This window comes from Agrobacterium tumefaciens, assembly GCF_017726655.1.
In the GTDB taxonomy this organism is placed as follows: Bacteria; Pseudomonadota; Alphaproteobacteria; order Rhizobiales; family Rhizobiaceae; genus Agrobacterium; species Agrobacterium tumefaciens_B.
Window position 1 is genome coordinate 1,683,156 of the sequence record NZ_CP072308.1, and the last position, 15,687, is coordinate 1,698,842.

At 54.5% G+C, this 15,687-nt stretch carries 11 protein-coding genes and 1 tRNA gene; 6 read left to right on the top strand and 6 right to left on the bottom strand.

What is annotated here, in order from left to right; translation table 11 throughout:
• Window positions 1-111: 111 nt before the first annotated feature.
• Complete coding sequence (locus tag AT6N2_RS08400) at window positions 112-1,146, bottom strand: substrate-binding domain-containing protein (RefSeq protein WP_063949631.1); 1,035 nt, start codon at window positions 1,144-1,146, stop codon at window positions 112-114.
• A gap of 194 nt (window positions 1,147-1,340) precedes the next feature.
• A complete protein-coding gene (gene phoR, locus AT6N2_RS08405) occupies window positions 1,341-2,609 on the bottom strand; it encodes a phosphate regulon sensor histidine kinase PhoR (RefSeq protein WP_209085573.1) in 1,269 nt (422 codons plus the stop codon).
• 227 nt (window positions 2,610-2,836) lie between these two features.
• Between phoR and ppk2 the strand changes: the two genes are divergently transcribed.
• Window positions 2,837-3,718, top strand: a complete 882-nt coding sequence (gene ppk2, locus AT6N2_RS08410; protein ID WP_063949629.1) for a polyphosphate kinase 2 — start codon at window positions 2,837-2,839, stop codon at window positions 3,716-3,718.
• Between the two features lie 45 nt (window positions 3,719-3,763).
• Here the strand turns inward: ppk2 and AT6N2_RS08415 are convergent, their stop codons facing one another.
• Window positions 3,764-4,924: a hypothetical protein gene (locus tag AT6N2_RS08415; protein WP_209085576.1), complete on the bottom strand. Its 1,161-nt coding sequence runs from the start codon at window positions 4,922-4,924 to the stop codon at window positions 3,764-3,766.
• A gap of 253 nt (window positions 4,925-5,177) precedes the next feature.
• Here AT6N2_RS08415 and AT6N2_RS08420 point away from each other — a divergent pair, with 253 nt between their 5' ends.
• From AT6N2_RS08420 to AT6N2_RS08430, 3 genes are all read left to right on the top strand, one after another.
• Complete coding sequence (locus AT6N2_RS08420) at window positions 5,178-6,140, top strand: NAD(P)H-dependent flavin oxidoreductase (RefSeq protein ID WP_209085583.1); 963 nt, start codon at window positions 5,178-5,180, stop codon at window positions 6,138-6,140.
• A gap of 136 nt (window positions 6,141-6,276) precedes the next feature.
• A tRNA-Thr gene (locus AT6N2_RS08425) sits at window positions 6,277-6,352 on the top strand.
• 270 nt (window positions 6,353-6,622) lie between these two features.
• The gene (locus tag AT6N2_RS08430; RefSeq protein WP_209085585.1) at window positions 6,623-8,083 is read left to right on the top strand and encodes a site-specific integrase; all 1,461 of its coding nucleotides are present in this window, start codon (window positions 6,623-6,625) and stop codon (window positions 8,081-8,083) included.
• 57 nt (window positions 8,084-8,140) lie between these two features.
• Here the strand turns inward: AT6N2_RS08430 and AT6N2_RS08435 are convergent, their stop codons facing one another.
• The 3 genes from AT6N2_RS08435 to AT6N2_RS08445 form a co-directional block, all read right to left on the bottom strand.
• On the bottom strand, window positions 8,141-8,365 hold the full coding sequence (locus tag AT6N2_RS08435) for a hypothetical protein (RefSeq protein WP_121689899.1): 225 nt from the start codon (window positions 8,363-8,365) through the stop codon (window positions 8,141-8,143).
• A gap of 1,996 nt (window positions 8,366-10,361) precedes the next feature.
• Window positions 10,362-10,997: a recombinase family protein gene (locus AT6N2_RS08440; protein WP_209085587.1), complete on the bottom strand. Its 636-nt coding sequence runs from the start codon at window positions 10,995-10,997 to the stop codon at window positions 10,362-10,364.
• 329 nt (window positions 10,998-11,326) lie between these two features.
• Window positions 11,327-12,028 (bottom strand): hypothetical protein, encoded by a 702-nt coding sequence (locus AT6N2_RS08445; protein ID WP_209085589.1) that lies wholly within the window; start codon window positions 12,026-12,028, stop codon window positions 11,327-11,329.
• A gap of 233 nt (window positions 12,029-12,261) precedes the next feature.
• Between AT6N2_RS08445 and AT6N2_RS08450 the strand changes: the two genes are divergently transcribed.
• Together AT6N2_RS08450 and AT6N2_RS08455 are read left to right on the top strand one after the other, a co-directional pair.
• Window positions 12,262-13,407: an AAA family ATPase gene (locus tag AT6N2_RS08450; RefSeq protein ID WP_209085590.1), complete on the top strand. Its 1,146-nt coding sequence runs from the start codon at window positions 12,262-12,264 to the stop codon at window positions 13,405-13,407.
• Window positions 13,407-15,662 (top strand): S8 family peptidase, encoded by a 2,256-nt coding sequence (locus tag AT6N2_RS08455; RefSeq protein WP_209085594.1) that lies wholly within the window; start codon window positions 13,407-13,409, stop codon window positions 15,660-15,662. The genes AT6N2_RS08450 and AT6N2_RS08455 overlap by 1 nt, the downstream gene beginning before the upstream one ends.
• Window positions 15,663-15,687: the final 25 nt, after the last annotated feature.

Consider the following 15,687-nt stretch of genomic DNA (forward strand, 5'->3'; position numbering starts at 1 on the left):
TGCAATCCATCGACAATCATGTGGATGGTGATGACTAGGAACTGTCAACCGCGGCCAGGCGCGGCGGCAGCGGGAGCAAAAGGGGCACGGCAGAACCGTGCCCCTTCTTTATTACATCGTGGTGCCGGCTGCGAAGGCCGAGCGGATTTCTTCGCGCTCTGCGTCGGGAGCAGCAACGAGACCGTAGTTGGCAAGCGGAGAGTCAGGACCGATCATTTCGTCGGACGTGAAGAACTCAACATATTCCTTCAAGCCCGGGATCACGCCCAGGTGAGCCTTCTTCACGTAGAAGAAAAGCGGACGGGAAACCGGGTACTTGCCGCTGGCAACCGTTTCAGTGGACGGCACGACGCCCGAAACAGTTGCGACCTTCAGGCGGTCGGCGTTGTTTTCGTAGAAAGCGAGACCAAACACGCCGAGGCCGGTCTTGTTGGCATCGATACGGGCAAGCGTTTCAGTGTAATCGCCGTCGATGTCGACAGCGGCGCCGTCCTTACGGACTGCAACGCACTTGGCAGCAGCCTGCTTGGCATCGGTGATGAGCGTCTTGATGACGTCGGTGGCGCCGGCTTCCTTGCAGCCGTCAGCCATGATCTTCTCTTCGAAGACTTCGCGCGTGCCGTGCTTGGAGCCCGGGATGTAGGCGGCGATCGCGACGTCGGGCAGTTCCTTGTTGATTTCAGACCATTTCTTGTAGGGGTTGGCAACGAGCTTGCCGTCCTTGACGACTTCAGCGGCGAGAGCGAGGTAAAGGTCCTTCGGCTCGAGCTTGATGTCCTTGTTGGACGAGTCCATCGCAAAAACGATGCCGTCGTAACCGATCTTCACTTCCTGGACGTCGGTGACGCCAGCAGCCTTGCAGGCAGCCAGTTCGTCTGCCTTGATCTTGCGCGACGCGTTGGCAATGTCGATGGTGCCTTCACCGACGCCCGAGCAGAACGCCTTCAGGCCGCCGCCGGTGCCGCCGGACTCAACGACCGGAGCCTTGAAGTTCGGGAAGGTTTCAGCAAAGGTCTCGGCAACGATCTTGGCGTAGGGAAGAACCGTGGAGGAACCGGCAACCTGGATCTGGTCGCGAGCAGCGGCGGCGCCAGCGAAGGCGACAGAAGCCACCAGAGCTGCTGCGGAAAATTTAACGAAGTTCATTTGTCTCTCCCGTCGTGGGCTTTGTTGTGGACGCAGCCGATAGCGACACTCGCTCTTAGCTTGCGCTCGGCGACCTCTTCATAACCACCGTAGCCACATCCTTTTATGTCACTTTGACGAAAGATTTGTGACAGCCTAAGTAATTGATTGCGAATATCTATTTTCGTATACTTGAAAAATCGCCGTCCTCTATGTCAAAATCGGACGGTGAACTCCGTGCCAATCCCCAGTTCCGATTTAATGATAAGCCGGGCCCGATGGCGCGTGAGGATGTGCTTGACGATGGCGAGCCCGAGACCGGTCCCTTTTTTGGAACGACTATCGGCCACACTGACGCGATAAAAGCGTTCGGTGAGGCGCGGCACATGTTCTGCCGGAATGCCGGGCCCCTTGTCGATGACGCTGACCTCCACGGGACTGCCCGGCTCGGCCCGCAGCCAGACATCCACAAGCTTGCCTTCCTGACCATATTTGCAGGCATTCTCAACCAGGTTCTGGAAGACCTGCACCAGTTCGTCGCGATCCCCCTGCACCTCGGCCGGGTGGTCGGGCAAATGGAGCGCAATCGTTACATTGAGCTCGCTTGCGAGCGGCAGCAGCGTATCACGCACATGACCGATGACGGGGACAAGATCGACCCTCTGATCCGGTGCGATATTTGCCCGCAATTCGAGGCGCGAAAGAGACATGAGGTCGTCTACCAGACGGCTCATGCGGGTTGCCTGATCGAGCATGATGGCGAGGAATCGTTCCTGCGCTTTCGGATCATTGCGCGCGGGGCCCTGCATGGTTTCAATGAAGCCGCGCAACGAGGCAAGCGGGGTGCGCAATTCGTGGCTGGCATTCGCAACGAAGTCACTGCGCATCCGGTCAATGCGGCGAAGTTCGGAGACGTCGCGGAAGGACAGGATGTAGAAGGGCGGACCAGCCCCCTCGCCCACATCCGCACGGCTGATGCGGACGATAAAGACCCTCTCAGACGGGAAGCGTTCTGAATGTTCGACCTGATTGGGCTGACCGGTGGCGATCGTTTCGCGAATGACGTCGAGCAAACCCGGCGAGCGCAGGCGGGCGGAAATATGTGCACCAGCAGGCAATTGCCCGAAAGCGCGTTCGGCGGCCACGTTCTGGAACATCACGCCGGCGTTTCCGTCGAGAATGAAGATGGGAGTATCGAGAACGGCAAGACCGGCCCGCAGGCCCGAGATGACGTTTTCGCCGGGCACGGCCGGCTCGTCGACTATGATCGGCGCTTCCTCGTCGTCATCGGCCAGGGGTCGTTTCTCGCCAGCGGAAAGGATCGCGATGGTGGCGCAAAGCCAAAGTGCTGCCGGCAAATAGGGCGAACTGAGCTCTGCGATCGCAACAATGGCAAGCATCGAGACGATAAAAAGCGGTAGCCGGTTCGCGGCAAACTGCCTCCCCAAACGCCTCAATCTGCCATCCCCCTCCATGACTGCCATATCAGCCTGCTTTCACTCTCATCCGCGCATCGAATCCTCATAGGCCAGCTTTATGACAGAGATTCATCGTTTTGAACCTTACACAGCGTATATGCGCGAAATTCGCGCCGCAATCGCCGGCCGGCTGATGCACCAACCCGCTGATCGTCTTTCACTTGAAATCCGGCGGGGGATGTGAACTCATTGGCGCCGAGTTGCTTTTACACAACAACATCAGGAGGAAAAGCATGGTCGAAGAGACGAAGAAGCGGACAGTCGAGATGACTATTGGCGGCAAGCTGCGCAGCTTCGACATCGATGATCCGGTACTTCCAGATTGGGTGGAGGAAAAGAAACTCTCTGCCGGCAACTTTCCCTACGACAAGAAAATGAAGAGGGAAGACTACGACGCCACGCTCGAAGCGCTGCAGATAGAACTTGTCAAAGTGCAATTCTGGCTGCAGGCGACCGGCAAAAAAGTCATGGCGGTGTTCGAGGGCCGTGACGCGGCGGGCAAGGGAGGCGCAATATTCGCGACCCACGCTTATTTGAACCCGCGCTATGCGCGCGTCGTGGCGCTGACGAAGCCAACGGAGACCGAACGGGGCCAATGGTATTTCCAGCGCTATATCTCACATTTTCCGACAGCCGGCGAATTCGTTCTTTTTGATCGCTCCTGGTACAACCGCGCCGGCGTAGAGCCTGTCATGGGCTTCTGCACCCCGGAGGAGCATAAGCGGTTCCTGAAGGAAACACCGCGTCTGGAAAAGATGCTGGTTCACGACGACATCCATCTTTTCAAGTTCTGGCTCGATATCGGCCGCGAAACGCAGATCGAGCGCTTTCACGATCGCCGTCACAGCCCGCTGAAGTGCTGGAAGCTCTCGGATATGGACATTGCCGCGCTGACGAAGTGGGACGATTACACGGAAAAGCGCGATGAGATGCTGGACAGGACCCACACCGACGCCGCCCCGTGGACCGTCGTGCGCGCCAACGATAAACGCCGCGCGCGGGTGAACCTCATTCGCCACATTCTCCTGTCGCTGGATTATGACGGCAAGGATAAGAATGCCATCGGCGAGATCGACGACAAAATATTGGGGTCCGGTCCCGATTTTCTCAAATAAGTCCAGCGAGACCGAGAAGCGCCGCGACGTCCGGGCGCCAGTCTTTTATTGGCCCGGCAAGATACGGACTGAATAGAGATTGACCGGGCGTCCGCTGCCGTCAATGTCGCTGTTGATGAAGACTTTTCCCGGTGCATTGGGAGCGATTGACCGCTCGAACGTCGCATTGAGCAGCATATCCGCCCGCTCGGCAGTGGCCGTGAACCGGTGGCGCGAGCAATCGCCCAACGTCGAGAAATCACAGGAAACGGAAACCTGGGTCTGCCGGTCGCTGGAGGATTGCAGCGTGAGCGAAATGGTCGAGGATTTGCCGGCCATATCCCGCATGACTTCGACAGGAACTTCTATACTGACAGCGCCGTCCTGCGCCACGCTTTTAGAGGTCACGCGAAGCGCTTTACCAGCCGGTGTGGCGATATTTTCAACGGTTGCGCGCGGACCGGCGGAGACGCCGGAACTTCCACGTTCGGCATTAAAGACCTCGACCCAGTCATCGGAAAAACCACGACCGGCGGACAGGCTCGGCGCGGGCTCCGTGCCGTTAAAATCCTCCGCCTCCACCTGGGCGGGTGGATTGGGCACGCTCGTATCGCGCTGTTCAGGCGACAGCAGAAGCCCTGAAGAATAGACCCACCACGCACCAAACCCGATGAAGGCCAAAATCGTGACGTAGATGAAGAGACGGGCAAACAAACCGCGGCGCTTGCGGCGGCCGACAGCGCCTTCCGGGCGAAAAGCCAGCGATGAATCGGCAGCACTTGAGCCGCGTTTTTCCGCCTTGTCACCACGCCGTCCTGTTTTGATGGGCGCTGAAGCAACGGTCGCAGTGCCCGGGCGAACATCGCGGGTTTCCCCGCGCAACTCAGGCTCAACCGCCATTTGATCGTGAGAGGCGGTCTCCGACACCGGATCGACCGAATGATCGTCCTGCCTCAGGCTCTCCGGCGTCAGGGTTTCCGCTGGCGGACGCAATTGTTGCTCCACCCTGTCGAGGAGACGGTTTCGCTCTTCATTCTCGATCTGGTGGATCAGTCCTTCGAGCCGCTGACGTTGCTGCGCGACAACCTGCGGATCGTCAATGCCCTGCTTGCGCAGACCTGCTTCCAGCGCCTGACGCGATGATTGGTAAATCCGTGCACGAACTTCGGCGTTCGATCTGTCCGATTTTTCCAGAGCATTTCTGATTGCCGTTTCCAGTCCGCTCACGACCGATCCTTGTTCTATTACGCTGTGCAAAACATGCGGCGCTGCGCCATGGGTTCACGATTCGGTAACGGCTATGAGCCCCCTCCGCAAGCATCGTTTATGATAAAGATCGGATTGTCTTGAGGAAAATCGGTTCATTGTGGCGCGACGAACGCAGATCGCCGCAGCAAATGCCGCACTGTTTTTGCTTTCAATCCCCGCCCGAACGCGGTATTGGCTTACGTGCGCGTAAACGTAAATCGTGGGAGGAGACATGCTACCGTCCGTGCTGAGAGACAATCTGCGTCTTCCGGTCATAGCATCACCGCTATTCATCATTTCACATCCGCAATTGACGCTGGCGCAGTGCAAGGCTGGCGTCATCGGCGCTTTTCCGGCGCTCAACGCTCGGCCCGAAAGCCAGCTTGACGAATGGTTGGCGATGATCACCGAGGAGCTGGACGCGCATAATCGCGCCAATCCCGAACGCCCGGCAGCGCCCTTTGCGGTGAACCAGATCGTGCACATGTCCAATCGTCGGCTGGAACATGATCTTGGATTGTGCGTGAAATACAAAGTGCCAGTGGTTATCTCGTCCCTGGGCGCCGTGCCGGAGGTTAACGCCGCCGTGCATTCCTATGGTGGCATCGTGCTGCATGACGTGATCAATGATCGTCATGCCCGCTCGGCCATACGCAAGGGTGCGGACGGGTTGATCGCAGTTGCGACCGGCGCCGGCGGCCATGCGGGCACGCTTTCGCCCTTCGCGCTCGTTCAGGAAATCCGTGAGTGGTTCGACGGCCCGCTTCTGCTGGCAGGGGCGATCGCCAATGGCGGCTCCATTCTGGCGGCGCAGGCCATGGGCGCTGACATGGCCTATATCGGCTCCCCCTTCATCGCCACGGAGGAAGCCCGTGCTTCCGACGCTTACAAGAAAGCGGTCGTCGAAGCGCAGGCCAAGGACATCGTTTATTCCAACTATTTCACGGGCGTACACGGAAACTATTTGAAAAGCTCCGTCATCGCCGCCGGCATGGATCCAGACAATCTTCCCGAGGCCGATCCCTCGAAGATGGATTTTGAAACCGCGACCGGCGGCGCCAAGGCATGGAAGGATATATGGGGTGCTGGACAAGGCATCGGCGCCGTCAAGGCCGTTGAACCAGTCGCCGATCTCGTTGACCGTCTCGCAATAGAATATGAAACGGCGAAAAAGCGGCTCTGCGCCAGCGCTTGATGTTGAACTCAGTCGACGTACAGACGAAGCTTTTTGCGGAAATTTTAAAACCACCACATTCAAGGCTTGAAATCCGTCGGCATTGCCTGTATCAGCCCGCCATGAAGCTGATCCGCGACATGCGGGTCACAATCGTGCCGCTTTAGCTCAGTTGGTAGAGCACGTCATTCGTAATGACGGGGTCACGTGTTCGAGTCACGTAAGCGGCACCATTTCCTTTAAAATCAAAGACTTGAATACCGATTTCCGCAGGTGGGACATTTCGGTGAGACATTTCTTTGTTTATCCCCTCCTACATTCTCAAGTCTCGGCACGGCGTATTCTACTTCCGTTGGCCGTTGCCCAAGCAGCTACACCCAGCCCGTAAAGCCGAAACAATCAAGCTTTCTCTACAGACACGCGATCCACGAAAAGCATTGCGCTTGTCCCGGTCTATGATCCAGATAGGGGAACGACTTACAGATCATGGAATTGCATACGGGATGGAATACAGGGAATTGCGCGGCTTGCTGACACAGCATTTTCGCGATCTTTTGACCAAGGTTACGAACGAGATCGATAGCAAGGGACGTCTGAACGAACAGACACGTCAAGAGTACAAGCAACGACTTGCAGCGACGCAGCAGGAAATTGAAACAGATGCACCGCTCTCCTTTGCCACCGGCTATGAAAGCCTGCTTTCAGGCTTCATGACTCAATACAGCGTACCGTTTTCCAAAACGGACGCTCAGTACGTCTGGTTAGAACAAGACTTCAAAAAAGCTGTACGCAGCTTTCTGAAAACGGTTCTTGAGCACGACGCGTCATACGACGACTTTGACCTGCGCGCGCCAACCCAGACTGCCGCATCAGTAGCGCCAAATGTCGCAACGGCTCCTCACTCCCCTCTGCAACAGACATCACTATCCGGCATAACAATTGAAGAACTAGCAAAGCGGTTCATTCGGGAACGTAAACTCGGGGAGAACTGGGTACCCACTACGGTGATGGGCAAAGAGGAATATCTCAGCTTGCTTACAGAGCTTTTTGGCGAGAAGCGCGACATTGCGACGCTCACTCCTCAAGACGTTACGACCGTGAAAGACACCCTTGTTGCTCTACCGGCGCACCGGCACAAAAAGCGGGCTACCAAAGGCAAACCGCTGGAAGAGGTACTGAAACTTACAAACCTTCCCCGCCTAGCCGTGCCCTCGATCAATAAATACCTACAGACTTATAATGATTTCTTCGGGTACGCGCATCAGCATGGCTACGTTGAACGCAACTTGTTTGCAGGCGTTACGATCAAACAGAACCGTCATCGCATACTGAAAGGCCGTGAAGACTTCACGCCCGAGCAGGTGAGAACAATTCTGGAAGCCATCGTAGATAACAGCGTTGTATATGCCAGGAAGCAGCACCGAAAATGGGGACCGCTTATTGGCGTGTATACTGGCGCACGGCTGAATGAGATTGCACAGATCGATCTTGCCGACATTCGGCAACAGGACGGTATCTGGTTCTTCGACTTTAACGACGAGGGCGACGACAAACAGCTAAAGACAAAGGCTTCAAAGCGCAGAGTACCATTACATAGTGAACTAATCCGGCTTGGCCTGCTGGATTATGTCGATGTGTTGCGCAAGCAGGGCAAGCAGAAGCTTTTTCAGGAGTTACCAAACTCAATTGAACATGGCCGTGGCCGCAATCTTGGACGGTGGTTCAACGAACAGCTTTTGCCTAAGCTGGACCTGAAAGCCAAGGAACTCGTTTTCCACAGCCTCCGGCATACAGTCGTTACGCAGCTTGTGAATGCACAAGTGCCTGATCCATTGGTCAAAGCTCTGGTCGGACATAGCCAGCAAGGCGTGACCTACCAGAATTATTTCGGGGGCCACACGCTACAGGTCCTCAATGAGGCGATACAGAAGCTGGACTACGGCTTGCCGACACAGAAACTTTGAAGAGCTATTTGGCAGGCTAGGTAAAGCCGACCGAAAATTAACATGCCCTAATGATAATCAGGTGTAACCATGCTTCTTCTTGAACCTCTCCAGTTCGTCGTCCAGCTCTTCTTCCCTTAGCTGTTCGGGCGTTTTGTAGACCATTGATGGTGGCGCATCCTGTGGCACGAGCCGAATGAACGCCCCATTGATAAGGATCTCAGCCACAAATCCTGCCTGCGCTGCGCCAAGGCACAATGCTTTGACCTGCCGCTGTGTTAGCGCCATCGCTTTGTTTGTCATTATTGGTTCTCCAGTTGCGGTTATGTGTTCGCCGTCGCTGACACTGATCTCCCCGTGCGCCGGAAAGCTGCCCTCAGCGGAATGCAGAGTGCGGCGACAATGACTAGTAGCAGTGCGACGTCTGGCAGGGCTGCGATTGCTCTAGCGGTTAACTGTGCCGCCGCACCCATTCGCTGAATACGCTTCTCTGCGGCCTTGCGTTCGGTTACGTCTACCAGAAGTGCGAGAGCTTCTGCGTTCGATCCTGTACCTGCAAACGAGGATAGGTGCCGTAGTTCGATCCGGTCTTTTTCCCGGTTGTCATCAAGCCACCGAAGCGGGTCGAAATCTGGATCGACGGGATTATCGTACGCCCGCCTGTATGAGGCGAGAAGATTGAGGGCAATGCTGCCGCCCGCTTTGAAGCTATCAGCTACGCCTTGGTACAGGGTTTCAGTATTGGCGTCTGTAGCGAAACCTAGCGTCTGATACCAGAGTTGGCGGGCTTGTTGTTCGTGGCATTCCCGTACTGCCCGCGTGCTTGCTGCTTCTCCACCGATGACAGGTCGGCCCATTATGTTCGTCGCGCTTTCCGACGGGTCATATGGGCGGTACTGTTCGGGTATCCCCTCAAACCCGCAGGCTGCATAGAGGCCAGTAGGTGTGACCAGTAAGCCAGCGGCGAGAATGCACGCTCGCAATGTTGTCCGCACAAACGAAACTGAGCAAGTTCGCTGATGCGGTTGCCTGCGCGCAGTTGCCCTCACAGATGATGTGTTCGATCGCATGGGAAATGGTCCCCCGTATGGAAGGACGTTAGGCGCGGTGCGTCCCCGCGAATGCCCTTCGATCTCTGGTGATCGGGGAGTTAGTAACCGCATGACACGGCCCTACGGCCTTTAGTTCGGAGAACCTGTTGCATACGCCGCAGGCTCCCCGACCATAGGTCGAAGAGTGGTGCCATTTCAGTGGCACGTTCCTAGTCATGAGGGGTTACTACGCCCCTGAACCGCACGTACGGCTCAACCGATATTTCCCGTATTCAGGAGTCGCTGTCAATCGTGAACGGCATGGCTGATTTTCGATGCTCGCAAGCCGTGGTCGTGTTTCAGTCTCGCTTGGGCGAATTTACTATACGGCAGTAAATTGCAATGGTATCAGAGACTTGTAAGTATTTTAGTTGATGTCGAAATTCCCATATCTGACCATGGGCGAGCTTTAAGGCGTATTGGCGCTCACTATCATCCGGCAGAGTATTTGCCCGCTGATGAGCCTCTACGCTCGAATGAACCCATGCTTATAAACAATCTGCCTATCCGGAACACCGCCTGACATCTCCGGTTCGATTTTGCTCTGCGGGCGCATTGAAAAATCCGGTCACCCTCATAGCAATCCGGCAGCTCAAACCTGTTATCTTACCCGCTATCCGGTGACGCTATGCATCCTCGTAGTCTCGCCTACTGCATCAATGCATTCCACAGCTTCAGTTCCGCTCTTGTACCGCATGCACGAACCAGAGAGCTTATATTTATATCCGTAGCCATAACTATGTTTTAATCTGTTTATAGTCTGGATTGCATGGCTCTCTTCCGGAAGCTCGTATTGCTCAATACGCCACAACATCACATAGTCGTATTGTAGATACGTTGTATAACCTGTATTTTAAATTATCTGTATAATTATTACACAATTCTGACTGCCGTTGTGATAATATGTCGTATATTTTACCATAAATATATCATATACTATTTGATGGATTTATGGTTATCATTTCCGACATACCTCTCCGGTACATTGATAGTACATTAGCTGTACAGTAACTGTTCATATTACCATACGGTAATCTGCTTATACTGATACAGCAGTAGGTATTCCTAAAAGGGTCCGGAACATTAAATCATTGTATTAAAATGATAATTTCCAATTTATGCTAATGGCAATGTCCAGCAGGTGCAGCCGGATGATGCAGGCAACGCTACCCTTTGCCCCATCAAGACACCCGGCCCAGACTGCGGCCTCATAAGCCCCATTTCGCTAGTGCAGTTTCGGATGCGACCGGATCGTGCTTAATCCTGAGTACCGCCTGCCTAGACAAGCCCGTGGCCTTGGTAATCTCGGAAGCACCGTTACCGATTGCCAGCATGTTCACCACCTGCTCAAATGCCTCCCGACTGTAACTCGGCTTCTTCCCCCGGTACTTTTTCGGGTCATCTTTCTTTGCTGCTATTCCGGCCCGCTGAGCGGCTTTCGTCGCTTCGGCTTGCGCCTGCGCCGTCGCGGCCATGAACGCAATCAGCGCGTCCCTGACGGCCTGCTGTATCGGGTCTGCCGTCGCCCCATCGAACGTCATGCTATTGATCACGGTTTTGATGACGACCCCCTCCCGCATGAAGTGCCGGATGGCGTCTGTTACATCCTCGTAGTTACGCCCCAGCCTATCTACCCAGCGGACTACTAGCACATCGCCACGACGGAGCCTGTCATAGAGCCGCTTACCTTCCGCTCTGTCCCGAAGTCTGGTGCTGACGCCTGATACGGCATGGTCTGCAAATACCTCGTCAATGACGAAGCCTGCTTGCTCGGCTTGCGTTCTCTGGTGGTCAAGCGTCTGGTCGATAGTCGATACGCGGGCATACAGCACTGTCTTGGACACGGACTAATCCTTGCTCGTTAAGGTTATGTCCGTTAGAATGCATGTCCGTTGAACTAAATCAACCCTTACGGATACGTTTTTGTAAGTAATTCTGGGTGTACGCTAGCCTATGCCCTTGCGGACAGACCCCATACCCCCGCCCTATGTCCTTCCGGTGATGGCGAAGACTGACAAGAGAGGTCATACGTTTTGCCGGGGATGAACTGGATGCCGCCCGAACGGCAGCGCCCAATGGGGGAAAGAGCCGCTCGAAGGGACTTAAATACTCCCTCGTAAAAATTTCTGGTTTTCCAGCATTGCATAAATGCGGACACAAGCTGGTTTCGGGTCTACTCATTCTTGGCAGGCACCAACCGTAAAGCTTGCTCTAGCCGCTCCTCAATATTGGAGGCCTTGCCCTTACCAGAAAGCCGCATTTCATGCTTGCTGAATACCGCCGCTACGTCGTCCTTGACAGGCTTAACGAATGGTACGGATTCCTCGTTCGACATCCTGCCGAATGGAAACAGGCGATCTATCTGAAATTCCAACTTTGCCAAATCGACGGCCGCCTGTCCCGGATGGAAGTGCGAGCGCCGCTTCCTCTCAAGGTGACGACTCTCAAATACCTGTAGCGCACTCACAAGTTCGCGAACCGTTTGATAGCTGGTATCGTCAATAGCCTCCGCTACCGACATTAACGTCTCTACAGGCCGCAAGGGAAGCTTGACAGAATTCAGCGTACCTCCGCCCCATGCTATAAATCCGTTCTCAACGAACTCCATCAGCTCGGCAAGCGCGTGCGGTATGCGGATACGCGCCGCCCGCTCTTGACGCTTCGATAACTCCAGTTGCTTCCGACGCTCTTCGGCTAGTTGTTTTCGTTGGACGACCAATTGCGCATAGACAACTGCACCCGCTAGAAGCGCGACCGCGCCTGAGATCAGGGTCTGCCAGTCATACACATAGCCCCAAAAACCATCATACTTCGGCTGGGTGGACCATACGCCAATCGCCTTTAGTCCTTCCGCATAGATTTCCCATTCTTCCAAATCCGCCTCCTGTGTGCTGCTCGACGGACCATGCTGTCGCATCCGTTATCACATCCCCGCAAGGCATCGCCGCAGTCTGAGAGCGCATCAATCACGCCATCAAAGGCCCGCTTTCAATCAGCGCCCACAGGAACCCGCACCTTCACATTAATGGAAATGGACTAGTTTTCCATATTGAAATGAAAATTAGTCCACTGTATAGTGATGAAAAGCCATTGATAGACAGGCATAAAATGACAAAAACTGACGAATCAGACATCAAGGGCGAGTTTATAGTCCACTTGGCCAGACTTGGGATGGCCGGGAAATCCGGCGATGTGCAGGCTTATGTTCGACGCATCGCGAAAAAGCTCAGCAAGGCTGATACGGCGCTTACCGATAGCCTAACGGACTTGCTTTCAAATCAGCCCCCCACGCCAAATGCAATGCGAGAGGCGGGAGCTGGCTTCGTTCCAGTTGATTCCGATTCGCGTCTGGCTTTGCTGCGGCAGGAGTTTCCCGTATCTCTGGAAGTTGACCCTATTCTCGACACGGACATAGCCGAGCAGCTTGAGCAGATAATAGCAGAACGCCAAAATCTTTCGTCGCTGGAGAAGGCTGGACTACCCCCAACCAGGACAGTCTTATTTTCTGGCCCTCCTGGCGTTGGCAAAACAATGTCTGCAAGGTGGATAGCCAAGCGGTTGAGAAGGCCCTTGCTGACGCTGGACTTGGCAACCGTCATGAGTAGTTTTTTAGGGAAGACCGGAGCAAACATTCGGCTAGTTCTGGACTATGCCAAAAGCATAGACTGCGTACTTCTGCTAGATGAACTTGATGCGATAGCCAAAAAACGTGACGACGACGGGGATGTCGGCGAGTTAAAGCGCCTTGTAACTGTACTTCTACAGGAAATTGATGAGTGGCCGCCTCGTAGCCTTCTCGTGGCCGCCACGAACCATGCCGAATTACTTGATCCGGCGGTTTGGAGGCGTTTTGATGACGTAGTTGTATTTCCGCTTCCGGACAACAAGACAAGAACTCAGGTTATCAACGTCGCATTTGACCGGGATGCCGACGCTATACAACCACTGCTGAACACGCTTGCCGACCTGTGGGAGGGTAAATCAAGCAGCGACATTACCCGCCTAGCCAGATGGATTAGACGTAGAACTGTTATCGGGAAAGTGCCGATCGAGGAAGCCTTGCTGGAGACAATCGGACGCGACATGAAATTAGCACCAGCGTCTGATCGTAAGAAGCTTTTACCTCTTCTCGCAGGCCTCGATATCGCTGATCGCCGTATCAGCGCAGCCACAGGAATATCAAGAGACACGTTGAGAAAATACCGCACAGGTAATGCGCGAAAAATTTCTAGTGATATGGAGGATGATGATTGATGGCCACCACTCCAAGATACCTGATTGGCGGAGGCGAGAAGCTTAGCGTCGAGGTTGCACGTCCGCCTCGGGGCTTTGGAGACAAAGCACATCCGTACACCTTTTCTGAGGCGGTCGAGCGGCTATCACCACAGCTAGAAAATGTGAAAAGTGAGCTGAGAAGCTTACCGAGCTTGGCTTGCCCGAACGGTGAGACCGTTGTTGGTATAACGCTCCATCCTACATATCTTGCTAAAAGCTATTATCCGGCAAACCTAATAACTGAGCTTAAGCTTAAGCACTTAGGCAGCCGGGCGGTACATATCACACCGGACAAAGTCACATCAGAGAAAGTAGCCGATGACGATAGGCCGCAACCCGCTCCTCTGCTGTATCTTGCGGGTCGTCGCGAACGGCTGATGAAATTTGCTGAGGCGCTGCCTGATTGGCGTCCAGTAGAGCAGGCTGTTCGAAGCGAATTCAGAGAAATTGAAAAGGTTTCGCTGCCAGACTCTAGTCGTGCCAAGCGCTTACCTGATACCCCGTCTGACAAGGCTATACCACTTGAGATTGTTCTGCATGCTGATGCGGACGACGGTGGTTACATACTGGAGGGATTTGCAAGCTTCGCGAAATCCATAGGCCTCGATGTAGATTTGTCTCGTGGACGGCAGAATGGTGGGCTGTGCTTTCTGCCTATGTACGCACCAAAGCAGTTAGTACCTAGGCTTCTTCAGTTTTCTTTTCTTCGTGCACTGCGGAGCATGCCTAGAATTGTGCCGCTTGATCCCGTAGTCCGTAGTCTGGTTCCAGGTTTTGCAGTTGACCTCCCAACTGATCCTGCAACGGCGCAGGAGATTAAAGTTGCAATTTTTGATGGCGGCTTGCCGAGCAACCATGGCCTTGACCCATGGGTTAGCCGTAAGAAGGCACCCGGCGTAGGCAACGCAATTCCGTCTGCCCAAGCGCACGGCCTTATGGTCACTTCCGCATTCCTGTTCGGATCACTGGACCCAAGCCGCACGCAGGCTGTACCGCCCGCAAATGTGGATCATTGGCGCGTATTAGGCGACGATACGACAAACGATGACTTTGAACTTTATTCTGTGCTCGAACGCATAGAGACCGTCTTGGACAGCAGGCCGTACGATTTCGTGAACATCAGCCTTGGTCCAGACTGTGCCATTGAGGATGATGACGTCAACGCATGGACATCAACCCTCGACACGCTGCTTGCCGACGGCGAAACCGTCGCTACCGTGGCATGCGGGAACAACGGAGAAAGCGACAAGGATTTAGGCCTTCATCGTATTCAGCCGCCATCTGATGGTGTGAACATGATTGCCGTGGGCGCTGCAAATAACTCGGGCGCTACTTGGCAGCGCGCTCCTTATAGTGCTTGCGGTCCTGGTCGTAGTCCCGGCTATGTCAAACCCGACATAGTTAGCTTCGGTGGAACACCTACCACTCCATTCTTGGTATTGGGCGCTGCCGCACAAGGAACTGGTACACAAGGGACTAGCTTCGCTGCACCCTTAGCTATGCGAAGTGGCGTTGCAATCCGAGCGCAATTTAACGACCCACTATGGGCACCCACGGTTAAAGGGCTGCTTATCCACCACGCCAATGCAGGAAGCAACGATCGTACAGAAGTCGGCTGGGGAAGGGTCTCGCATGAGATATCTGATCTAGTGACCTGTGCTGACGGTGAGGCACACATTGTATATCAGCGTCAAATGCCAACTAGTGGCGCTGTGCGACTATTCTTGCCCGTACCAGCTGGACTCAGCGGTAACGTCGATATCAAGGCAACCTTCTGCTTCTTCTGTGAGGTCGATCCAGAGGATTCAATCAACTACACGCGTGGCGGTCTCGAAATCCAGTTCCGCCCGGACACACACAAATTGGGTAAGCCGTACTTTAAGGATGGCAAACTTATCACACCAAAGCTCCCTCCTACGGACAGGTTCTTTCAGGCAGATGACTTTTATACCCCAGAATTCATGCGCAGAGATGATGCGCAGAAATGGGAAACAACCATAACCAGAACCAAAACCAAAAGGGCAACATCACTCAACGACCCGGCATTTGATGTCAGCCATATCACGAGGCTACACGGGCATAACGGTGGTCGCCGTCCACTTATCAAATTCGCGTTGATACTGACTTTAAAAAACAAGGCAGTCGATTTGTACGATCAGGTAGTGACAGCTTCACGCAACCGCTTGCAGCCCATGGTCCCACGGACAGATATCCGTGTTATAACGCGCAGCTAACATGACCACAAAAGGGGGACATTGT